The 20829-nt window shown below is 71.3% G+C and carries 22 protein-coding genes; 13 read left to right on the top strand and 9 right to left on the bottom strand.

Translation table 11 applies throughout. From position 1 onward, the window contains the following. Positions 1-47: 47 nt before the first annotated feature. Positions 48-407, top strand: a complete 360-nt coding sequence (locus tag DEJ05_RS15315) for a hypothetical protein (RefSeq protein WP_111029947.1) — start codon at positions 48-50, stop codon at positions 405-407. A 48-nt stretch (positions 408-455) separates the two neighbouring features. On the opposite strand, the gene DEJ05_RS15310 is transcribed toward DEJ05_RS15315, so the two are convergent. The 4 genes from DEJ05_RS15310 to DEJ05_RS15295 form a co-directional block, all read right to left on the bottom strand. Continuing rightward, positions 456-812, bottom strand: a complete 357-nt coding sequence (locus DEJ05_RS15310; protein ID WP_111110923.1) for a hypothetical protein — start codon at positions 810-812, stop codon at positions 456-458. Positions 813-1024: 212 nt separating this feature from the next. Further along, positions 1025-1558 (bottom strand): hypothetical protein, encoded by a 534-nt coding sequence (locus DEJ05_RS15305; RefSeq protein ID WP_111047210.1) that lies wholly within the window; start codon positions 1556-1558, stop codon positions 1025-1027. Positions 1559-1596: 38 nt separating this feature from the next. Continuing rightward, positions 1597-4056, bottom strand: coding sequence for a bifunctional lysylphosphatidylglycerol flippase/synthetase MprF (locus DEJ05_RS15300; protein ID WP_111110921.1), 2460 nt, complete (start codon positions 4054-4056; stop codon positions 1597-1599). A gap of 44 nt (positions 4057-4100) precedes the next feature. Beyond that, positions 4101-5432 (bottom strand): esterase family protein, encoded by a 1332-nt coding sequence (locus DEJ05_RS15295; protein WP_111110919.1) that lies wholly within the window; start codon positions 5430-5432, stop codon positions 4101-4103. 183 nt (positions 5433-5615) lie between these two features. Here DEJ05_RS15295 and DEJ05_RS15290 point away from each other — a divergent pair, with 183 nt between their 5' ends. Beyond that, the gene (locus DEJ05_RS15290) at positions 5616-6308 is read left to right on the top strand and encodes a CoA pyrophosphatase (protein WP_258372406.1); all 693 of its coding nucleotides are present in this window, start codon (positions 5616-5618) and stop codon (positions 6306-6308) included. On the opposite strand, the gene DEJ05_RS15285 is transcribed toward DEJ05_RS15290, so the two are convergent. Then, positions 6220-7449, bottom strand: coding sequence for an ROK family protein (locus DEJ05_RS15285; RefSeq protein WP_111110917.1), 1230 nt, complete (start codon positions 7447-7449; stop codon positions 6220-6222). The two genes, DEJ05_RS15290 and DEJ05_RS15285, sit on opposite strands and share 89 nt — an antisense overlap. A 132-nt stretch (positions 7450-7581) precedes the next feature. On the opposite strand from DEJ05_RS15285, the gene DEJ05_RS15280 reads away from it, so the two are divergent. The 6 genes from DEJ05_RS15280 to DEJ05_RS15255 all read left to right on the top strand — a co-directional run bounded on the left by DEJ05_RS15280 (position 7582) and on the right by DEJ05_RS15255 (position 14840). Next, a complete protein-coding gene (locus DEJ05_RS15280; RefSeq protein WP_110865282.1) occupies positions 7582-8880 on the top strand; it encodes an ABC transporter substrate-binding protein in 1299 nt (432 codons plus the stop codon). A 12-nt stretch (positions 8881-8892) separates the two neighbouring features. Next, positions 8893-9849, top strand: a complete 957-nt coding sequence (locus tag DEJ05_RS15275; protein WP_110865283.1) for a carbohydrate ABC transporter permease — start codon at positions 8893-8895, stop codon at positions 9847-9849. Next, complete coding sequence (locus DEJ05_RS15270; protein ID WP_071405176.1) at positions 9849-10763, top strand: carbohydrate ABC transporter permease; 915 nt, start codon at positions 9849-9851, stop codon at positions 10761-10763. Before DEJ05_RS15275 ends, DEJ05_RS15270 begins: the two co-directional genes overlap by 1 nt. A 32-nt stretch (positions 10764-10795) precedes the next feature. Then, complete coding sequence (locus DEJ05_RS15265; RefSeq protein WP_111110915.1) at positions 10796-12454, top strand: glycoside hydrolase family 13 protein; 1659 nt, start codon at positions 10796-10798, stop codon at positions 12452-12454. A 233-nt stretch (positions 12455-12687) separates the two neighbouring features. Then, the gene (locus DEJ05_RS15260; RefSeq protein ID WP_071404266.1) at positions 12688-13623 is read left to right on the top strand and encodes an ABC transporter ATP-binding protein; all 936 of its coding nucleotides are present in this window, start codon (positions 12688-12690) and stop codon (positions 13621-13623) included. Next, complete coding sequence (locus tag DEJ05_RS15255) at positions 13620-14840, top strand: ABC transporter permease (RefSeq protein WP_111110913.1); 1221 nt, start codon at positions 13620-13622, stop codon at positions 14838-14840. The genes DEJ05_RS15260 and DEJ05_RS15255 overlap by 4 nt, the downstream gene beginning before the upstream one ends. 10 nt (positions 14841-14850) lie before the next feature. Here DEJ05_RS15255 and DEJ05_RS15250 read toward each other — a convergent pair whose 3' ends face one another. The 4 genes from DEJ05_RS15250 to pnuC all read right to left on the bottom strand — a co-directional run bounded on the left by DEJ05_RS15250 (position 14851) and on the right by pnuC (position 17063). Continuing rightward, positions 14851-15159 carry a transcriptional regulator gene (locus DEJ05_RS15250; RefSeq protein ID WP_111022077.1) on the bottom strand — a complete coding sequence of 103 codons (309 nt, stop codon included), beginning with the start codon at positions 15157-15159 and terminating at the stop codon, positions 14851-14853. Then, positions 15156-15590 (bottom strand): chemotaxis protein CheY, encoded by a 435-nt coding sequence (locus tag DEJ05_RS15245; RefSeq protein WP_111110911.1) that lies wholly within the window; start codon positions 15588-15590, stop codon positions 15156-15158. Before DEJ05_RS15245 ends, DEJ05_RS15250 begins: the two co-directional genes overlap by 4 nt. 84 nt (positions 15591-15674) lie before the next feature. Further along, on the bottom strand, positions 15675-16307 hold the full coding sequence (locus tag DEJ05_RS15240) for a hypothetical protein (protein WP_071404264.1): 633 nt from the start codon (positions 16305-16307) through the stop codon (positions 15675-15677). Between the two features lie 90 nt (positions 16308-16397). Then, positions 16398-17063, bottom strand: coding sequence for a nicotinamide riboside transporter PnuC (pnuC, locus tag DEJ05_RS15235; protein WP_111093321.1), 666 nt, complete (start codon positions 17061-17063; stop codon positions 16398-16400). Positions 17064-17456: 393 nt separating this feature from the next. On the opposite strand from pnuC, the gene DEJ05_RS15230 reads away from it, so the two are divergent. Genes DEJ05_RS15230 through DEJ05_RS18170 form a run of 5 tightly spaced genes read left to right on the top strand, consistent with a single transcriptional unit; the run spans position 17457 to position 20722 of the window. After that, positions 17457-18011 (top strand): alternate-type signal peptide domain-containing protein, encoded by a 555-nt coding sequence (locus DEJ05_RS15230; RefSeq protein WP_111022073.1) that lies wholly within the window; start codon positions 17457-17459, stop codon positions 18009-18011. A gap of 45 nt (positions 18012-18056) precedes the next feature. After that, on the top strand, positions 18057-18635 hold the full coding sequence (locus DEJ05_RS15225; protein ID WP_111110909.1) for a TasA family protein: 579 nt from the start codon (positions 18057-18059) through the stop codon (positions 18633-18635). Beyond that, positions 18632-19528: a hypothetical protein gene (locus tag DEJ05_RS15220; RefSeq protein WP_111110907.1), complete on the top strand. Its 897-nt coding sequence runs from the start codon at positions 18632-18634 to the stop codon at positions 19526-19528. Before DEJ05_RS15225 ends, DEJ05_RS15220 begins: the two co-directional genes overlap by 4 nt. Further along, a complete protein-coding gene (locus DEJ05_RS15215; protein WP_258376169.1) occupies positions 19525-20325 on the top strand; it encodes a signal peptidase I in 801 nt (266 codons plus the stop codon). The genes DEJ05_RS15220 and DEJ05_RS15215 overlap by 4 nt, the downstream gene beginning before the upstream one ends. After that, positions 20291-20722 (top strand): hypothetical protein, encoded by a 432-nt coding sequence (locus tag DEJ05_RS18170; protein ID WP_181440744.1) that lies wholly within the window; start codon positions 20291-20293, stop codon positions 20720-20722. The genes DEJ05_RS15215 and DEJ05_RS18170 overlap by 35 nt, the downstream gene beginning before the upstream one ends. Positions 20723-20829 lie beyond the last annotated feature (107 nt).

Below are 20829 nucleotides of genomic sequence, written 5' to 3'. Positions count from 1 at the left end.
CTGCGGAGGTGACCAGGCACCGGACGGACACCCGACGAGCGATCGTCGTGACCGTTCTGGTCTTGGCTGCCGCGGCCGTCCTGTTCATCGGTCTGCGCGCCGCACTGCTGTTCGCGGGGGCGACGGAAGGCGACGTGCCGACGTCGTCGTCGATCCCCCTGCCTGCGGGAAGCAGGGTGGTCCACGAGGACGAGGAGTGCGCATCCGGTGGATGCTGGTCGGTCGTGTCCGTGCAGCCGCCGACGGGAGTGAGCCCGTCCGAACTGTCGACGACGTTGGGCACCGAGCCGTTCGCAAAGCTGCCCGGGACGCTGTGGGATCCCCGCGTCGTCAATCTGACGTCGGAGGTCCAGGGCGAACTTCTCGTGGTCCGAGCGGACTACTGGTCGCGCGAACTCCCACCGTGACCGGCGGGTGGGGCTGTCACCTGACGCCTGCGCCGTCACCGACCGGGGTCAGTGACTGTCGGTCATCCCGCTGCTGACGTACGAGGAGTTGACCGTGTCGTCGGTGAGCGTGCAGTTGTAGACGGCGTACGGGTCGGTGTGCCCGTCGTCGAAGGTGAAGGGGTAGATGAGCTGGTAGGTCCCGTCGCTGCCCGGGTACCCCGACGGGTCGTTCGTGAACGTCAGGGTGACCCCGGCATCCGCGGCCCCCTTGCTGCACTCGTCGTAGATGTGCTGCGCGAGCGCCGACGTCCCGGGGTCTTGCGACGGGGACGACGACGGAGTCGACGGAGGTTGGTTCACCGGGGTCGCGGCGTCGGTCGCGGTCGGAGACTGGGACGGCACCGGGGTCTTGTCCCCGGTCATCGCCGTAGTGGCGGACGGCGGCGGAGTCGCGGTGCTCGCAGCACAACCGCTGAGGGCGGCGACCATGACGCAGGCGGCCAAAGCTGTGACGCTGACGCGGGTTCGGGTGTTCATCGGTGGTCTCTCCTTCTGTCGGAGCAGAGGTCGCTCACTGAGAGATGTCGTGGAACGACGGATCCTGACACCGACAGCGGCCTCCACCACGAACAGGTTCAGCCCCCGCTGCGCTCCCGACGACGCACCCGCAGCGTGCCGATCCCCTGCACGATGCAGACGACGCCGCTCGCGACGACGATGACCCCGGTCACGATCCGGCCAATGGAGAATCCTCCGAACAGCAGCGGGGCGACCGCGACACCGATGAAGATCGCCCCCATCACGATGACGACGACCGGGTTCTGGGCGACGAAGAACCGGCGACCGCCGTTCGCTTCGGCGATCGCCCGGTCCCGAGCACGCGGGACGGCGTCCGGCGACCGACCAGCGCGGCGATCTGCACGCCGTCGCCGACTGCGCAGGACCAACCACACCGCCGCGCCGATGACCACGGCCGCTCCGATCGCGATCCACTCGACGAGCTGGAAGAACCCGAAGACCATCACCAGGACGAACCCGACCGCGATGCCCACGAACATGTCCGAGGTCATCCGGTCGGTCCGGCCGTCGGCACTCGTGACGTAACCGGGGCGGCGTTCGTACGGATCGTGCTCGTCCACGGCCGGTCCGTCGGCCCGTTCGGTTCCCATGCTCCGAACGTACCGACGGTGCGACGGGCCCGTCCGGGTCAGCCCACTCGTTCCGCCTGCTGCTCGGCCCGGACCCCGTGTGCCGGACGCCGCTCCCGCACGATCGCCACCGCCTGGCGCAGCGACAACCCCGGCAGGTAGGTACGGACGATCGCGACGCCGATCGTGGGCAGCGCCACCGGGTCCGGGTACGCCATCACCAGCGGGTGCAGGTCTGGCCCGAACTTCGCCTTGAAGCGCAGCAGGGAACGGAACCCGTACACCGGCTCGAGCGCACCGCCGACGACGTCGAGGACCGATTCGACGCCGCTCCGCCCGGCCCCCTGCGGCTCGGCCGACGAGGCGAGCGGGGCCGCGGACAGGCTGAGCCGCTCGGCACCGTCGGCGCGCATCCGGTCGACCGCACTCGCGACCAGGAACTCCATCACACCGTTCGGGGCGTCCGGCGCGCGGCGCATCACGTCGAGCGTCCATCCGACCACCTGCCCGGCGCGGTACGCCGGCAGCCAGCTGGTGACGGCGAGGACGGTGCCGTCCTCGCTCAGGGCGACGAGCGTCCGGACGGCGGGGTCGCGCATCTCGTCGATCCCGCCCAGGGTGAACCCCATCTCGGGCAGCTCGCGCTCGGCGACCCACTCCTCCGAGATCGCCTCGATCTGGCGGGTGACCGAGCCGGGCAGCGAGGCCCAGTCCGACCAGAGCGCGGTGGTGCCGGACCGTGCGGCCTTGTTCACGGCCGTGCGGACGTCCTGCTTGCGCTTGCCCGTCGTCGTCCAGGTGCGCGGGTCGAGGTCGGCGTCCTCGGCCACGGGAAGGGTCGTCCAACCGAGCCGGGCGAGTGCAGCGCCGAGGGTGGAGTCGATGCCGTAGAAGACGGGCGTCCAGCCGTGGTCGTCCGCGGCCCGTGCGAAGCCCTCGAGTGCCGCCAGCCGCGCGTCCTCGTGTCCGAAGGGGCCACCGGTCGTCACGGCGACGCTGCCGGTGCGGTGGTAGGCGACACCGGCGCGGCCGTCCTCGGTGAACCAGTACTCGTTGCCGGGCCAGGTGGTCATCCACCCGAAGGTGTCTCCACCGCCGGCGACCAGGAGCGCCCGACCGGCCACTCGAGCGGCGTCCTGCCCGTCGAGGTCGCTGTCCGAGCGTCCGGCCCCGGTCGGCCGGACCGCGGCGATCGCCACCGCGAGCCACAGGAGCGGGCCGGAGACACCCACGACGAACCGCAGCGCCGGGTCGGCCTGCGCCAGGTGTGTCGGCAGGGTCACGGGGGCGATCGGGCCGAGCACGGCGAGCGCCAGGTGGAGGGGCTCGCGCACGCTGTCGCCCGAAGCCACGGCGACACCGACGACGACGACCGCGAGCACCACGGCCGAACCGGCGACCGTCAGGACGAAGGTCCGCAGTCGTCGCTGGTCGGTCCGGACCGGGAAGTCCGCGCGGCGCAGGACGAGCACCACGGCGGTCGCGATCGGCACCAGCACCGACGCGGCGATCGAGAGCGAGACCGCGAGGTGGTCCGACGCCAGGCGCTGCACGACGGCGTGGTGGCGTTCGGGCAGCACCCCGTACGAGACGGCGGTCGCGACGCCGGAGACCAGGTCGACGGTCGCGACGAGCCACAGTGCGAACCGGCTCCCACGCCGCAGACCCACGGCGCCGACCGCCAGGACCACGAGCGGCATCACGGCCAGCAGCGAGTGGAACAGGCCGTGCGGGTGCACCTCGGCGAGCGCCCGGACGCAGCTGGCGGTCACCCCGGTCACCGAGCAGTGCGGCATCCGTCCGGTCGGCCCGGTGTCGAGCACCACGGCGAGCGGGGCGAGCAGCCCGAACTGGGCACCGGTGACGAGCGCGAGGACGGGTCCGACGGCCGACACGGTCACCGCGGCAACGAGCAGCACCCGGGTCTCGCGTGATGAACTCCGGGTCCAGCCGCTCCGCACCGGCGACCGTCGCAGCACGCGGCCGAGCACCAGGCCGACGACCAGGGCGAGCGCAGCGTGCAGGTCGGACGCGTGTCCGGCGTAGAGCAGCAGTGCCGCGACGACGGCGATCGACACCACCCGGATCCGGCGTCGCCACAGGGCGCCGGCGAACGCGCTCGCGGTGACGATGGTGCCGACGATCCACGTCCAGGGTCCGACGTGCCCCAGGTGCACGAGGAAACCGCGGTTCGCCGGGGCGCCGTCGAACAGCTGCAGCAGGGCGCCGAGCCCCGTCCCCACCACGGTCGTGACGACCATCGCGAGCAGGGTGCGCCGCCAGCCGAGCAGCCGTTCGGACGCCGCGGTGCAGACCACGACGGCGACGAAGGTGACGAGGAACCCGACGACGCTGCTCGTCACCGCGACCACGCCGAGCGGACCCATCGTCCCGCCCAGGGTGTCGGGCGTCCGGCCGTCCTTCGTGCCGAGGCACCTGAGCACCACGGCGGCGATGCCGGCGACGATCGTCAGGGCCGAGACGACGCTCGTCAGCGGGTACCGACGAGCTGCCGGCACGAGCCGTCTCGGATGCGCCCACGCGAGAGCCGCGACCACCGCGCTCACCGCAGGCCCAGGTGCGCGATGACGCCGGGCATCCCGACGCGCAGGGCGTAGCGGACGGTGTTCCAGTCATGGGCGGAGCCCTCGGACACGAACAGCCGGGTCCGCATGCCGGCGGCGTTCGCGGCGGCGCGGAGTGCCGTGGTCGAGGCGACGTAGGGCTTGTCCTCACTGCCGTAGGCGAAGACGGTCAGGTGCCCGGGGTAGGGCCCGTGCGCACGCATGATCGCCCGCGGTGCCGCTGCGGCGTACCGCGAGGCCGAGCCGCCGAACCCGTACCGGATGCTGTGCTGGACGGAGCCGTTCAGGGGTGCGAGCTCGCTCGAGATGGCGAAGGTCGTGCCGAACACGCCGGGGTGTGCGGTGGAGAACTGCATGGCACACGTGGCTCCCTGCGAGAACCCGACGATGCCCCAGGCCGAGGGCGCTGCCCCGACGCGCAGGTGCTGCCGGATCCAGTTCGTGGTGTCGGTCATGATGTACGTCGCGGAACGGCCGAGGGACGAGTCGACGCACATCGGGTTCCGGTCCGGTGCCCCGAGTTGATCCGGCGCGACGACGATCGGGGCGAGTCCGTGGTGGGCCTCGGCGAACGCGTCCATCACCGCGCCGAGCCGACCGGCCTGGAACATGTCGCTCGGCTGCCCGGGTTGCCCGGCCAGGCTGATGAGGACCGGCAGGGTCGGTGGTCGCTCGGTCAGGGCAGCCGGCGGCAGGTACACCACCGCCGGCCGTGCGTGGAAGTGGGAGACGGTCGACGGGATGGTGACCGAGAGCACCTTCCCGCGTCGCGGCATGTCGGCGGGCGCCCGCCAGGTGGCCGGGTCGACCACCGGACTGGAGGCGCGACCCACCCCCGTCTCGTGTCCCAGCGGACCCGACGGGTACGGATCGGTCGTCACGGCCTGCTCGATCGTGCGGTACGCCCCGAAGTCGACGTTGACGCCGAGGACGGCGGCCAGGGCCACCGCCACCGCCGCGAGCACGCCGAGCACGCGGCGGAGCCAGCCGCCCTGGACGACCGTCACGACGAGGAGCCCGACTCCACCGAAGGCAAGGGCCACCCACATCCGGGTGATCGGGGTGAACGACACCCCGTACAGGTCCTGCACGTCCCCGAACCACCACACCGCGACCAGGCCGATCACGGCGCCGACGGCCACGGCGCCGAGCCGCCAGAGCAGGCCCCGGACCGGATGGCGGGAGCGATGGCCGAACGCCGGCAGGAGCGCGGCGACGGTGAGGAGCCCCGCGGCGACGTCCACCGGGACGAGCACGGACGGTGCGACGACGGCGACGTGGAACAGGGGTCGGAGCAGATCGTGGAACATGGGGCCTCCCGGCGGACGGTGCAATCGTGGCGGCGGCCCGCTGCGAACGGGGCACCGAGGCGCTTCCGGTTCCCACAGTTCCCACCTGTGCGGCTCCCAGGCGGCACTCGACCGACACCCAGCGAAGCGTCCGATGCGACGCTGCCGCGGGACCGCTCGGTGGCGCGCACCTAGGGTGAACGGGTGACGCACGACGGATCGGTACGGGCTGCACTCGCGGCGGTCGCAGCGGACGGCTGGGGCGACGGTGGGCCGCTCGTCGAACCCGGCGGCACGGCTGCACCACGTCGGGCCGCGGTCCTGATGCTCTTCGGCGCGCTCGACCACACCCCGAGCGACCGACCGGCGGCAGCGCCCGGCGTCCCGCGGGACCTCGACGTCCTGCTCCTCGCCCGGGCCACGACCCTGCGCGCGCACGCCGGCGAGGTCGCGTTCCCCGGCGGACGCATCGACCCCGGTGACGCGGACGCCGTCGCCGCCGCACTCCGCGAGGCACAGGAGGAGACGGGGCTCGACCCCGCCGGCGTCGAGGTGCTCGGCACCCTGCCAGCCGTGCCGCTGGCGTTCTCGAACCACCTGGTCCGGCCCGTCATCGGCTGGTGGCGCGACCCCTCACCGATCCGCGTCGTCGACGAGCACGAGTCGGCGGCGGTGTTCCGGGTCCCCGTGGCCGACCTGCTCGACCCGGCGAACCGCGGCGTGACCGTGATCCGCCGCAGTGGTCAGGAGTGGCGCGGACCGGCGTTCACCATCGAGGCCGACGGGGACGAGCACCTGGTGTGGGGCTTCACCGCGATGCTGCTGGATGCACTGTTCGACCGACTCGGCTGGACGGAACCGTGGGACCGGAGCCTCGAGGTGCCGCTGCCCGACTGAGCACCGGGAACGACAGCGGGTCGGCCCGCACCGCGTCGACCGCGTGGGCCACGGCCCCGATGACGACGACGTCGGCCCCGAGCGACGACGCGACGAGTTCCGGCACCGGGTCGAAGTGCCCTTTCGCGAGCAGCTCGCGCGCGCGGTCGATCACGGCGACCGCGGGCTGGGCGATCGCGCCGGCGACCACCACGCGGTCGATGTCGAGCAGGCTCGCGAGCAGGATGCAGACCCGGGCCAGGCGGTCCCCCAGACGGTCGACGATCGTGCGCGCGACCGGATCACCGCTCCGTGCGGCCGCGAACACCAGGGCGGCGTCAGCGGCGAGCGCGGCGTCCGCGGGGATGTGCCCGGCGGTGACGGCGTTGGCCACGAAGGTGCGGGCGACCGCGCCGATGCCGTCGGAGGAGCCGACACCCTCGACGAGTTCGAGCACCCGCATCTCCCCGGCACCACCGTGGGCACCGCGCAGCAGGACCCCGTCGACGACGAGGCCCGCGCCGAAGCGTTCGCCGGACAGCAGCGCCGCGAACGAGGCGTCACCCGAGGACGGCCGCTCGGCGAGCGCGGCGAGGTTCGCGTCGTTCTCGACGAGCACCCGCCCGTCCGGCACGGCGTCGGCGAACCCCGGGTTCATCCGGACCCAGAAGCCGCCGTCGTCGGGCGAGGCCCCGGCAGCGTCGACCGGCGCCGGGATGCCCACGACGGTGACCAGGACCCGGGTGCGGTCGACGTCGGCCGAGGCGAGGGCGGCGGCCACGGTGTCGGCGAGGACCCCGAGTCGCACGGGCACGTCGAGGCCCGATTCACCGAGCGCCCCCTCGGCACGACCGAGCACCGTGCCGCGCAGATCGGCGACGAAGGCGGTGACCCGGTGCTGGCCGGCGTCCACCCCGACGACGACCCCGGCGACCGTGTCGAGCTCGTAGCGGCGGGCGGGGCGTCCCATCCGGTACTCCCCCGCGGCCCGGGCGTCGTCGAGCTCGCGGAGCCAGCCGAGCCGCACGAGTTCCTCGGCCGCCCCGAGCACGGTCGACCGGGTCAGGCCGGTGGCGTCGATCGCCTCGGTCGCGGTGAACGCGGACGAGTCGAAGGCGTACGCGAGCAGCGTCTCTGCGCTCGTTCCACGGGGTGGCGGCATGTCGTGACCCTATCGCGCGACGAGTTCCTTGCGGAATTAGATTTTCTCGCTACATTTAGTTCCGCGGGCAGCATCGGAGCCGCTCGCGGGACGGAACGGCAGGGACGCCGGGTCCGGACGGACGGAGACGACGTGCAAGCACACGCCACCGCCAGGAGCGCAGCATCGGTCAGCCGACGCGGGTTCCTGCTGGGAGCGGGCGGCATCGGGGCGGGCCTCGCGCTCGCCGGATGCGCCCCGATCGGGTCCTCGAGCGCCAAGCCGGAGACCATCACGTTCTACGTGTCGAAGCCCGAGGTCATCGGCTACTTCGACGACGTCATCGCGCAGTTCCACCAGAGCCAGTCGAAGGTCCGCGTCGTGCGCGACTCGACCTCGAGCATGTCCGCGAACTTCGTGCGGAACCGGCCGCCGGACCTCGGCTGCTGGAACTACAACTTCTCGGTCGTCCCGTTCGTCGAGCACGGCGCGCTGACCGACCTGTCCGACCTGCCGCAGGCCGACACCATCAACCCCGACCTGTGGCCGCTCATGGAGCAGACCGCCGACTACCCCGGCCGGAAGAGCGCCCTGCCGTACTCGGTGACGGCGGCGTCGGTGATCTACAACAAGGCGCTCTTCGCACAGCAGGGGCTCGAGGTCCCGACGACGTGGAGCGAGTTCGCCGACGTGTGCGAGCGCCTCACCAAGGCCGGGATCGCGCCGATCTACGGCACGTTCAAGGACAACTGGACGATCGCCCAGGGCATGTTCGACTACTCGATCGGCGGCATGATCGACACCCCGGCGACCTTCGAGGCACTCCGGCGCGAGGGTACGAACGTCGGCAAGGGGTCAGCGGTCTCGTTCGAGCGCGACCTGCGGAAGCCGATGGAGCGCATGGTGCAGCTCCGCGCCTGGCACCAGGACGGCGCCGCGAGCCGCGGGTACGGCGACGGCAACCTCGCCTTCGCCCAGGGCAAGGCGGGCATGTACCTGCAGGGGCCGTGGGCCCTCGGCGAGATCGCCAAGACCACGAAGGACATGGACCTCGGCACCTTCCCGCTCCCCGTCACCGACGACCCGGCCGACCGCAAGGTCCGCGTGAACGTCGACCTGGCGCTCTGGATCCCGGAGGCGTCGCGCAAGCAGGAGGCCGCCCGCGAGTTCCTGTCGTTCCTGATGACCAAGCAGGTCAACGACAAGTACAACGCGGACAACAACGGCTTCGGGGTGCGCAAGGACGCTCCCCCGGCGTCGAACCCCGCCCTCCGTGGCATGCAGTCGTACTACGACGACGCAGCCTTCTACCTCGGCGCCTCGCAGCTCATCCCCGCCGAGATCCCGGTCGCGAACTACGCGCAGTCGATCGCCTTCGGCGGCGACCCGCAGCGCCAGCTCCGCACCCTCGACGCCGACTGGGCGCGTCTCGCGCTCCGCACGGCCGCGTAAGGAGACGTCCGAATGGCAACCACGACCACCGAATCCATCACGACGGCGGACCGCCGCCGCCGTGGCGGGGCCGCACCGGGCCTCCAGGCCGGACGACGGGACGGACGACGCAAGCCCCGCGTCGACCCGCTCTTCCTGGCGTTCCTGCTGCCCACCCTGGTGCTCTTCACGCTCGCCATCACGCTGCCGGCCGTGATGGGCATCGTGCTGAGCTTCACGAACTCCGTCGGCTTCGGCGAGTTCCGGTTCACCGGGCTCACCAACTACATCGCGGTGTTCTCCGACCCCGCGATCCTGCAGGCGTACCTGTTCACGCTCGGGTTCTCGCTCGTCACCGTGATCGTCGTGAACGCGATCGCGTTCCTGCTCGCCATCGCGCTGACGTCGAAGATCCGCGGCAAGATCGCGCTGCGTGCGGTGTTCGTGCTGCCGATGGTGATCTCGGGCATCGTCATCGCCTACGTGTTCTCGTTCCTGTTCGCGAACAGCCTGCCGGCCTTCGCCACCGCGATCGGGTTCGGGCCGCTCGAGCAGAGCATCCTGGCGAACCCCGACCTGGCCTGGCTGGCGATCGTGGTCGTCACCGCATGGCAGGCGATCCCGTCGACGCTCCTCATCTACATCGCCGGCGTCCTCTCGATCCCCGGCGAGGTGTACGAGGCGGCAGCCCTCGACGGTGCCAGCGCCTGGCGGCAGCTCGTCTCGATCACCGCGCCGCTGACGGCGGGCTACATCCTGATCAACCTGGTCATCGGGTTCAAGAACTTCCTGAACTCGTACGACATCATCGTCGGCCTGACCGACGGCGGCCCCGGCACCTCGACCACCAGTGTCGCGATGTCGATCTTCAAGGGCTTCAACGGCGGCGACTACGCCTACCAGATGGCGAACGCCACGATCTTCTTCGTCATCGCCGTCGTCATCGCCGTGATCCAGCTGCGGGCGACCCGCGGGAAGGCAGCGCTCTGATGTCCCTGCAAGCACCCCTGCGACCGGGGACCACCGCGACCGGCAGCATCCGTTCCGTCGACGCCGACCGGTCCTCCGGCTCGGGCAAGGCCGGCCGCGGTCGTTCCAATTGGCCCGTCACCGTCGTCCTCGTGCTGTGCGCGCTGTCGGTGCTCGTGCCGCTGTACGTCACCCTGACGATGGCGTTCAAGACCACCGGCCAGGCCGTCGACGGCAACGCGTTCTCGCTACCGGCACCGTTCAGTGTCGACGGCTTCGTGCAGGCGTGGCAGCTGACCGACTTCCCACGGGCGTTCGGGGTCTCGGTGTTCGTCGCCGCGATCACCGTCGTCGGCACGATCCTGCTCGCCTCGTTCACGGCCTACGCGATCGCCCGGAACTGGGACCGCCGGCTGTTCCGCTGGTCGTTCTTCTACCTGCTCGCGGCGATGTTCCTGCCGTTCCCGGTGCTCGCACTGTCGCAGGTGAAGCTCACCGGACTCGCGCACCTGGACAACCCGCTCGGCGTCGCGATCCTGCACGTCATGTTCCAGCTGTCCTTCAGCGTGCTGCTCTTCACCGCCTTCCTGCGGTCGATCCCGGCGGAACTGGAGGAGAGTGCACGCATCGACGGTGCGAGCACGGGGCAGGTGTTCTGGCGACTCGTGTTCCCGCTGCTGGCACCGATGAGCGCCACCGTCGGCATCTTCGCGTTCCTCGCGTCCTGGAACGACTTCGTGATGCCGTCGCTGATCACCTCCGACCCGGCGCTGCAGACCCTGCCGGTGCTGCAGCAGATGTTCCAGACGCAGTTCAGCAACAACTACAACGTGTCGTTCGCCTCGTACCTGATGGCGATGGCCCCGGCGATCATCGTCTACCTCGTCACCCAGCGGTGGGTGATGGCCGGCGTGACGCAGGGTGCCATCAAGTGACCGACACACACCCCTCGAACGAAAGGCCCGACGTGACCGACACCCTCACCCAGCCCGCCGCCACCTCGCACGACGAGACCTGGTGGCGCCAGGCCAGCGTCTACCAGATCTACCCCCGCTCGTTCGCCGACGCGAACGGCGACGGCATCGGCGACCTGCCCGGCATCACCGACCGGGTGCCGTACCTGGCCTCACTCGGCATCGAGGCCGTCTGGCTCAGCCCCTTCTACCCGTCCGCCCTGGCCGACGGCGGCTACGACGTCGACGACTACCGGGGCGTCGACCCGCGCCTCGGCACCCTCGACGACTTCGACCGGATGGTCGAGGCACTGCACGCCGCCGGCATCCGGGTGATCGTCGACGTCGTCCCGAACCACACGAGCGACCGGCACGAGTGGTTCCGTGAGGCACTCGCAGCGCCCAAGGGCTCCCCAGCCCGCGACCGCTACGTGTTCCGCGACGGCACGGGGCCGTCCGGCGAGAACGCCCCCGCCGACTGGATCTCGATCTTCGGTGGCCCGGCCTGGACCGCCGTCGGCGACGGTCAGTGGTACCTGCACAGCTTCGCGAAGGAGCAGCCCGACCTGAACTGGGCGAACCGCGAGGTCCGCGACGACTTCCTGCGCACCCTGCGCTTCTGGTCCGACCGCGGGGTCGACGGGTTCCGCATCGACGTGGCCCACGGCCTGGCGAAGGACCTGGGCGAGACCCTGCCCACCTGGGCCGAGCTCGCCGAGATGCCGAAGGACGGCACGCACCCGCTCTGGGACCGCGACGACGTGCACGAGATCTACGCCGAGTGGCGGACGGTCTTCAACGAGTACACGCCGGCGCGCACCGCGGTCGCCGAGGCCTGGGTCCCCGCCCACCGGCGTGCCCGCTACGCCAGCGCCGAGGGACTCGGTCAGGCGTTCAACTTCGACCTGCTCGAGGCCGACTTCGACGCCGGACAGTTCCGCACGATCATCGAGTTCAACCTCGGCCTCGCCGAGCAGTCCGGCTCGTCGACCACGTGGGTGTTCTCGAACCACGACGTCGTCCGGCACGCCACCCGCTACGCCCTGCCGCCCCGCGCCGGCGGCACCGACAAGCAGGGCAGCGCGTGGCTGCTCGCCGGTGGCTCGCAGGACGCGCTCGACCGGTCGCTCGGCCTCCGTCGCGCGCAGGCCGCAACGCTGCTCGAGCTCGCCCTGCCCGGCTCCGCCTACCTGTACCAGGGCGAGGAGCTCGGGCTGCACGAGGTCGGCGACATCCCGGACGCCGACCGCCAGGACCCGGCGTTCTTCCGCAACCCGGGCGTCGACGTCGGTCGTGACGGCTGCCGCGTGCCGATCCCGTGGACGCGCACCGGCTCGTCGTTCGGCTTCGGCCCGGACGGCTCGCACCTGCCGCAGCCGGCGTGGTTCGCCGACTCCAGCGTCGAGGCCGAGGACGCCGACCCCGACTCCACCCTGAACCTGTACCGGAAGGCGCTCGGCCTGCGTGGCCAGCTGCAGTCCGAGGAACAGCTCGAGTGGATCGAGACCGGCCGCGACGACGTGCTCGCGTTCCGCCGGCCGAACGGCTGGACGAGCGTGACGGTCTTCGGCGAGGAGCCCTTCCCGCTGCCGGCCGGCGAGCTGCTGCTCGCCTCGGCCCCCGTGGCGGACGGCGCCCTGTCGGGCGTGGGGACGGCCTGGTTGCGTTCCTGACGCGACGCTCGCGCCCTGGGCGCGACCGGACGACGGACGGGAGGCGCGGTGCCAGCTGGCACCGCGCCTCCCGTCCGCCTGTCGGGGCGTCCCTGGGCGAGACGGGCGTACCCGGCGGAAGCGGGCGTACCTGCCGGAAACGGGCGTACCGGGTCGAAAGTTCCGACCAGGTACGCCCGTTCTCGCATCCCATCGCGGCCGTTCTGGGAAGGAAGTCCCGGTAGGGTCACCGCATGAGCGGGGCGAGCATCAGCGTGCAGGACTTCGTGATGCGGTTCGGGGACCGCAACGTGGTCGACGGGCTGTCGTTCGACGTCGCCCCCGGCGAGACGTTCGGGCTGCTCGGCAGCAACGGCTCCGGCAAGACCACGACGATCCGGGCCCTGCTCGGCATCACCACCCCGACGGCGGGCACGCTGACGATCGACGGCCGCCCCTACCGACCGGCCACCGGCGGCATCGGCTACCTGCCCGAGGAGCGCGGGCTGTACCGCAAGGAGTCCGTCATCGACGTGATGACCTACTTCGGGCGCCTGCGCGGACTCCGCGGCGCCGAGGCGACCGCGTGGAGCATGGACTACCTGGCCCGGGTGGGGCTCGCCGACCGCGCGAAGCTGCGCGTCGACAAACTGTCCGGCGGGCAGCAGCAGAAAGTGCAGCTCGGCATCACGATCATGGACCAGCCCCGGCTGCTCATCCTCGACGAACCGACCAAGGGCCTCGACCCGGTGAACCGGCGACTCCTGCTCGACCTGGTCGACGAACGGAAGGCCGACGGGGCGACCGTGGTCCTCGTGACGCACCACATGGACGAGGTCGAGCGGCTCTGCGACCGCATCCTGCTGCTCAAGGACGGCCGGGCCGCCGCGTACGGATCCGTGCCCGACGTGCAGGACGCCTTCGGCGGCGCCGTCGCCCGCGTCGGGCTCGACGGCCCCGTACCGAAGTCACCGCTGTACCGGCTCGCCCGCCACGAGGGGCACGTCGCGTACCTGGTCCCGACCCAGGCCGCCGCTCCGGACGGTGCGGACGTCCTGGCAGAACTGGTCGCGGCCGGGGTGCACGTCACCGCGTTCGAGATGCGCCGGATCCCGCTCGACGAGATCTTCGTGCAGGTCTACGGGCACGACGCCCTGGCTGCGGCGTCGACCGACGGGGCAGCGGCATGAGCAACCTCGGCACGGTCGTCCGGTTCGAGTTCGTCCGCGCGGTCAAGAAGCCCGCGTTCTGGATCGGCACCCTCGCGCTGCCGGTCGTCATCGTGGTCGTCTCGCTGCTCGTGGGCATCGGGCAGGCAGCCGGCACCAACTCCGTGGTGTCCGGGTCGTCGGCCACCAAGACCCCGTTCCACTACGTCGACGAGTCCGGCCTGGTGTCGGAGTCCGTGGCCGCGAAGTGGGGCGGGACCCCCTCCACCGACGCCGCCGCCGACCGCGCAGCCGTTCGATCCGGTGACCTCGACGCCTTCATCGTGTTCCCGTCGTCGCCGTCCACGACGGCCATCCGGGTCGACGCCGCCGACCGCGGACTCTTCGCGAACGGGGTCTACTCGTCGCTGGCCGAGCGGGTGCTCGAGCAGAGCGTCGCCGCCTCGGTCGACGACCCCGAGACCGTGCAGCTGCTCCGCAGTCCGCCCGCCACCGACGTCACCACCTACGCCGACGGCCGGGTCGCGCCGGGCTGGCTGTCCGTCGTGCCGCCGTTCCTGTTCGTCGCCGCGTTCTTCGGGCTCGTCATCCTGCTCGCCGCCCGGATGGTCACCGTCGTGGTCGAGGAGAAGGAGAACCGGATCTCCGAGATGATCCTGACCACGGTGACCGCGGGTGACCTGATCCGCGGCAAGGTCATCGCGATGCTGCTCGTCGGCTTCGTGCAGGTCAGCGTGTTCGTCGTGCCCGGCCTGGTCGGGCTGCTCGTCGCGTTGCCGCTGGTGTCGTCGCAGCTCGGTGGGCTGACCGTCGACCCGTGGCGGATGGTCACCGGGGCGCTGCTGCTCGTCGGCGGGGTGCTCCTGGCATCCGGGCTGTTCGTCGCCGTCGGAGCCGCCGTCCCGTCAATCAAGGACGCCTCGGCCCTGCAGTCGGCAGCGATCTTCGCGCTGATCATCCCCCTGTACGCGGCGTTCTTCGTGATGACGACGCCGACGTCGCCCGTCGCGCAGTTCTTCACGTACTTCCCGACCTTCACGCCGATCACCGCGATGGTGCGGAACGCCGTCGGGGCCCTGACCGTGACGGAGTCGGTGGTCTGCATCGTCGAGGTGTTCGTCGTCGCCGGGCTGCTGCTGTGGTTCGCGGAGTGCCTGTTCCGGCACTCGGTCGCGCAGTACGGGTCGAAGGTGACCGTGCGGCAGGTGCTGTCGTGGCGGCGGGGGCGGCGGGGCTGATCCCCGCCGATCAGCCGGCGGCGATGCGGCGGAGCGCGTCCAGGTGGGCGGCCCAGACGGCCCGACCCGACGCCGTCAGGGTGATCGACGTGCGGGGTGTCTTGCCCACGAAGCCCTTCCCCACCGACACGTAGCCGGCCGCCTCGAGCGCGGAGACCTGCTTGCTCAGCACCGAGTCGCTGACCTCGACCGCGTCCCGCACCTCGCGGAACCCGAGGGTGCCCGCGCGGGTCAGGGCGGCGATCACCGAGAAGCGCACGGGGTGCTGCAGCAGGTCGTCGAGCTCGTGCCGCGGGTGCACCCGGTCGGTGGTGCTCACGAGCGGGCCTCGCGCGCCGCACACACCAGGGCGACCAGCAGCACCAGCCCCGAGGTGATGCCCGACCAGAGCACCGAGCCGTGCACCCACCCGACCACGGCGATCGCCGCCAGGTAGGTGACAGCCCAGCTGGCGATGTAGACGGTCCAGCGGCGGCTCCGGGCGAAGGCCGAGCGGCCGCGGATGCTCACCATGAAGAACACCACCAGGGCGAACAGGGCCACGAGGGTGCCGACGTAGACGGCGGCGAACGCGTCCCCGGTCGTGAGCCCCATGCCGAGCGTGCCGAGCGAGGTCGCGACGCCGAGCGCGGTGATGAACGTGACGTACGGCCAGCGGACGGCGTCGTGCGCACGTCGGCCGATCCGGTCCGCCTGGTCGAGCAGTCGGGCCGCCTCGGCGGGTCCGGGTCGTGCGGCGGTGTTGTCCATGGTGTCCCCTCTCGTTGACACCAGTGTTGCAAGTACTTGCCAGTTTGGCAAGTGCTTTCCAAAACGGGGAAGTCACCGCTGCCCTCAGACGCGGACGGGTGCCTCGTCGAGGTCCCACGACGGGACGGCGTGCCGCTTCCAGCCCTGGCGCAGGGTGTTCGCTGCGCGGTCGAACTCGACCAGGACGTCGATGTGCGGGCGGACCAGCATCTGGATCTGCAGCCCCTCGTAGACCGAGAGCAGCTGGGTCGCAGCCTGGTACGCGGGGATCCCGGCCTCTTCCGAGCCCTTGTCGAAGTCGCGCTGCAGCCCGACGGTCAGCTGCTCGGCGTACTCCTCGAACCGCTTGCGGAACAGTTCGGCGAACCCGGACTCCGAGCTGGCCACGGTGATCAGCCCGGCGAGCACCCGGACGAGCCCGGGGTCGGCGACGTCCTCGGCCAGGGTCAGACGGACGTGCTCGATCGTGCACGTGGGCGGGTTCTTCCGCCGGGTCCCCCGTAGCTGCGCCCACCGGTCGTAGGTGACCAGGAGCAGGGCGTGCCAGGTCGGGAACAGCCGCTCGACGGTCTCGAGCGGGATACCGGCCACCTCGGCGACGACCGCCGCGTCGACGGTGTCGAACGGGTGCAGCCGGTAGGCACGGATGGCCGCGCGCACCGTGCGCTCTGCGAGGGACTCGTCGTCCTCGACGCGTTCGCCGTGCAGGGGTTCCATCCGACCATTGCAGCGCATTCCGGGCCGTTTGTCTCGTCCCAGAGCGGGGGCCGTGCTCCGGGCCGCGTCAGCGCGTCGTGATCACAGCGGTCAGCCGACGGTGACGGGCGCCGCCGGCGGGCGGACCCGCTGGCGCATCCACACGAAGAACCCGGTCAGGGTGAAGACGCCGTAGAAGACGTACATCAACCCGGAGGCGTAGTACCCGGCGGAGAACAGCAGCGGCACGCCGACCAGGTCGACCGCCACCCAGATGAGCCAGAACTCGACCCACCCCTTCGCCATGCCGTACGTGGCGAGCAGCGATCCGACGAAGATCCACGCGTCGCTCCACACCGGCTCGTACGACCCGAGCGCGCGGAAGACGGGGGTCAGCAGGGCGGTGCCGCCGACCATGCCGACGACGAGCAGCAGACGGGTCTGCCAGGAGGCCCAGCGCGGCTCGATCACGGTCGTCGCGTCCTCGGGGCGGTGCGTCCACCGGTACCAGCCGTAGATGCTCACGATGATGAACATGACCTGGCGGCCAGCCTGCCCGAGCAGGTTGACGGGGTTCGGGGTGTCGAAGAGCGCACCCATGAAGACGGTGAAGAGCAGGGCGTTGCCGACCAGTCCGACCGGCCAGGCCCAGACCTTCCGGCGCATGCCACCGAGGGCACTGAGCAGCCCGAAGACGTTGCCGATCACCTCGCGCCAGAGCACCGTCTGGTCGCCGATGACGATCTGCGCGTCGAACAACCAGCGCACGATGTCCATGGGCCCTCCTCGTTTCCGGACGGTGCAACGACGCCGTGCGTACCGACATTCCTTCCGTGATCGCCCTGCGCACGCGGAGCGCACTCCCAGAAACCGGGGTACAAACCATGTCCTCCCAAGCGGGGACAAAAATGACCCCTGTTCTGGGGTCCGGGTGAACGCTCGTTCTCGCTTGTCGGCACTTTGGGGGACAGCTAACGTCGTCACCAGAGCGAGTCCAGCCCGCCCGAGCAGCAGCACATGCGCTCCGAGGCCCGGCGACCGTTCTCGGCACCGGTCAGCCGCGACCCCCTCCAACCACTGGGTCGATGACAACCTCCCCACCGGACACGACGCCCGAATGTCCCCGGTGGGCTTCAGCGTGCCCCGAGCACGCAGGAACGGAACCACCCCATGCACAAGATCGTCACCGGTGCCATCGCCGGCGCAGCAGGCGTCGCACTCCTCCTCGGCGGTGCGGGCACGTTCGCCCTCTGGAACGCCAGCGCCTCGAGCGCCGCGTCCGCCGTGAGCGCCGGCACCCTGACGCTGAGCGCCAACAACGACGGCGCCTGGACCGACATCACGAACGGTCGTTCCACCGCGATCGACCCGACGAAGGCCCTGATGGTCCCGGGCAACACGTTCCAGTTCACCCAGACGCTGAACATCGGTGCGACCGGCCAGGACCTCAAGGCGAACCTGACCTACGCCAACCAGAGCATCACCGGCGACGCCGCGCTGCTCGCCGCCACGACGAAGACGCTGGCCGTCACGTCGACGAGCGCCTCGGTCGTGCAGTCCTCGTCGAACACGAACACCTTCGTGGTCTCGCCGTCCTCGTCCACGTCGACCGTCAAGGTCGTCTTCACGGTGACGCTCCCCTCGTCGGCGACCACCGGTCAGGGCGGCTCGATCAACCTCAGCGCGCTGGCCTTCACGTTGACCCAGACCGCGATCGGTTCCTGATCCCCCGATCGCACCCCACCGACCACGACGACCAGGAGCACGCACATGACCGCCACACAGCGGACGACGGGACGCCACCGCGCAGCCCGACGGTACCGCTGGGTGTGGCCGTTCGCGATCGCCCTGGTCGTCGCGGTCGGAACGGCGCTCCTCGGCGCCGGCGGCACGTACGCCCTCTGGAACGGGACCGCCAGCACGGGAGCCACCACGGTGCGCTCCGCCACGGCGACCATCACCGTCGGCAGCACGACGGCGATGAACACCGCGGTCCTCGGGCCGGGCACGAGCACCACCGGCACCTTCACGGTGCGGAACACCGGGTCGATCCCCCTGTCCATGCGCGTCACGACGACGGCCTCCAAGTCGTCCGTCGCGGCGGCGACCGGTGAGCTGACGCTCCACCTCGCGATGGTGTCCTCGGCCGCGAAGTGCGTGCCCGGGCTCACCGGCACGAGCGCGCGGCTCGCCACCTTCGACACCGGCACCGGGTCCTTCACCCTGCCGGCCGGGGGCAGCGGCATCGCCTGCCTCGAGATGGCCCTCGACGCCGACGCCCCGCAGAGCGTCGCCGGCGCCACCACCGACTTCACCCTCACCGTCACGGGAACGCAGGTCTCCGCATGAACCGCCGCCTCCGGCTCCTCGTCGCCGTGCTCCTCACCGCCGTGTTCGTCGGTGGCACCTCGAGCGCCGCGTGGGCACTGTGGAGCGCGTCGGGCACCACCGCGGCGAGCACGACGGTCGGCACGGTCGCGGCGTCCATCGGTGGCACGAGTGCCCTCACCACGGCGTTCTCGTCGAGCGTCACCTCGACGACGAAGCCGATCACCCTGACCGACTCGGGCACCCTCGCCGGCGCCGTCACCACCACGGTCTCCGTCGTGTCCGGCAGCTCGACCGCACTCGCCAAGGCCGTCACCGTCGTCGCCTGGCCGGTCGCCTCGACCGCGGGCTGCACCACGAGCACGGCCGTCGGCACCGGGTCCGTCACCGGCACCTGGGCGTCCCTGCCGAGCATGAGCGCGAAGCTGGCCGCCGGCGCCTCCGCCGTCTGGTGCACCCGCAGCACCCTGCAGTCATCGGCCCCGGCCGGCTCGACCGCCAAGGTGAACGTCAACCTCACCGTCACGAGCGGCACCTGGACCTCGGGCGTCGTCGCCGGCGGCTTCACCCTGACCACCCCGGCGGCGACCGTCGACACCACTCCCTCGCTGGTCTGCACCGACCACGGCGGTTGGTACGTCGAGATCCGGTGGGACGCCGCGAACCGGCCGATGGACACCTGGTACGGCGCGTTCGTCGGCTCGACGCCGGTCGGGCAGAAGGCGCAGGACTACTCCGCGTTCATCACGATCGCGCCGCCGGACGTCCCCGCGAGCGCCGGCACCGCTGGCACGCTGACCGTCACCGTCAAGGTGCTCGACAGCGCCGGCAACCCCACGAGCACCGTCGCGGGCACCGGCAAGGTCACGCTCTTCACGCAGGACAACGGGGCGGCGATCCGATGCGGCGCATGAGCACCCCCACCCCGCGCACCGGCTGGCGCGCCGTCGTCCACGCCGTCGTGCTCGGCCTCAGCACCGGACTCCTGCTGCTCGTCGCCGCCCTGGCGGTCGTGCTGATCGTCGTGCCGAAGGCCACCGGCTCGATGCCGCTCACCGTCCTGACGCAGTCGATGGAGCCGACGCTGCCGCCGGGGACGCTGCTCGTGGTCCGTCCGACCCCGATCGACGACATCCGCGTCGGCGACGTCGTGACCTACCAGATCGTGTCCGGCCAGCCCGCGGTCGTCAGCCACCGCGTGGTCTCGGTGTCGTCGTCGTCGGACGGCGAGCGGACCTTCGTCCTCAAGGGCGACAACAACGCCGAGGCCGACCCGGCACCGGTCACCGCCGTGCAGATCCGTGGCGTGGTCTGGTACTCCGTGCCGGAGATCGGCATCGTCAACCAGGTCGTCAACGGGTCGCGGAGCTGGCTCATCCCCGCAGTCGCCGGCGTGCTCCTGACGTACGGGGCAGTGATGATGACGGCGGGCTTCGTGAGCGCCGCACGTCGTCGACGCGCTGGCACGAGCCGCGCCGGCACCAGCCACGGACGCCGCAGCGCAGCGCACCACGTCGAGCGGACCACCAGCGAGAACAGGACCGAGACGACGGCCACCACCCGGTCTAGGCTCGGTGGACGTGACGGACGGAGTGCAGCGGGCGCGGGAGCTCCTCGACGCAGCGGCACGACGGCTCCGCGACGCGGACGTCCCGGACGAAGCACTCGGCGAGTACGTGCAGCCGAAGGCGGTCCTCGGGATCCGTCGTGACCCGACGATGCGACCCCTCGGCCGGGTGTGGCGGGTCGGAGCACTCCTGATCGGGTCGTCCCACGAGACCGCCGGCCGTGTCTGGGCCACCGGGTCGATCACCCGTGTCACCGAACCCGGTCGGTCGCAGTACCAGTCGGTCTCCGCCGAGGTCCGTCGCGCCTACCGCGCCGCCGCCGCGAAGGGGCACTTCGGCGCCGGTGACACGGTGAACCACGGCGCCGTCCCGATCCCCGTCGACGACTCCCTGGTCGGCGCCGAGGGCGTGCTCGTCGTCATCGACGACGTGCCGTCGGTCCGGTGGTCCCCGACCGCTGGCGCCGCAGTCCCCCTCGCCGACTACCTGGACGACCGCGTCGGGTTGCTCGTCGATCCCCCGCGGGGCGCGACCGACTGAGGCGGCCAGCGGCCACGGAATCGCACGGTGCGGGGGTTCGTCATGCCGTGCGGGATCGCCCGACCCGTGCGAACTTGCCCGCCCCGTGCCCCACCACGACCCCGCAC

Source organism: Curtobacterium sp. MCLR17_045 (genome assembly GCF_003234405.1).
Taxonomy (GTDB): domain Bacteria; phylum Actinomycetota; class Actinomycetes; order Actinomycetales; family Microbacteriaceae; genus Curtobacterium; species Curtobacterium flaccumfaciens.
This window is presented reverse-complemented; position numbering and strand designations above follow the sequence as displayed.

What these genes read in the sequence shown, in the direction of transcription:
- DEJ05_RS15285 (WP_111110917.1), bottom strand. Translation starts at nt 7,449, where the DNA reads ATGCCGCCACCCCGTGGAACGAGCGCAGAGACGCTGCTCGCGTACGCC.
- DEJ05_RS15305 (WP_111047210.1), bottom strand. Translation starts at nt 1,558, where the DNA reads ATGGGAACCGAACGGGCCGACGGACCGGCCGTGGACGAGCACGATCCG.
- DEJ05_RS15295 (WP_111110919.1), bottom strand. Translation starts at nt 5,432, where the DNA reads ATGTTCCACGATCTGCTCCGACCCCTGTTCCACGTCGCCGTCGTCGCA.
- DEJ05_RS15270 (WP_071405176.1), top strand. Translation starts at nt 9,849, where the DNA reads ATGTCCCTGCAAGCACCCCTGCGACCGGGGACCACCGCGACCGGCAGC.
- DEJ05_RS15245 (WP_111110911.1), bottom strand. Translation starts at nt 15,590, where the DNA reads ATGGACAACACCGCCGCACGACCCGGACCCGCCGAGGCGGCCCGACTG.
- DEJ05_RS15240 (WP_071404264.1), bottom strand. Translation starts at nt 16,307, where the DNA reads ATGGAACCCCTGCACGGCGAACGCGTCGAGGACGACGAGTCCCTCGCA.
- DEJ05_RS15215 (WP_258376169.1), top strand. Translation starts at nt 19,525, where the DNA reads ATGAGCACCCCCACCCCGCGCACCGGCTGGCGCGCCGTCGTCCACGCC.
- pnuC (WP_111093321.1), bottom strand. Translation starts at nt 17,063, where the DNA reads ATGGACATCGTGCGCTGGTTGTTCGACGCGCAGATCGTCATCGGCGAC.
- DEJ05_RS15220 (WP_111110907.1), top strand. Translation starts at nt 18,632, where the DNA reads ATGAACCGCCGCCTCCGGCTCCTCGTCGCCGTGCTCCTCACCGCCGTG.
- DEJ05_RS15260 (WP_071404266.1), top strand. Translation starts at nt 12,688, where the DNA reads ATGAGCGGGGCGAGCATCAGCGTGCAGGACTTCGTGATGCGGTTCGGG.
- DEJ05_RS15275 (WP_110865283.1), top strand. Translation starts at nt 8,893, where the DNA reads ATGGCAACCACGACCACCGAATCCATCACGACGGCGGACCGCCGCCGC.
- DEJ05_RS15230 (WP_111022073.1), top strand. Translation starts at nt 17,457, where the DNA reads ATGCACAAGATCGTCACCGGTGCCATCGCCGGCGCAGCAGGCGTCGCA.
- DEJ05_RS15310 (WP_111110923.1), bottom strand. Translation starts at nt 812, where the DNA reads ATGACCGGGGACAAGACCCCGGTGCCGTCCCAGTCTCCGACCGCGACC.
- DEJ05_RS15255 (WP_111110913.1), top strand. Translation starts at nt 13,620, where the DNA reads ATGAGCAACCTCGGCACGGTCGTCCGGTTCGAGTTCGTCCGCGCGGTC.
- DEJ05_RS15225 (WP_111110909.1), top strand. Translation starts at nt 18,057, where the DNA reads ATGACCGCCACACAGCGGACGACGGGACGCCACCGCGCAGCCCGACGG.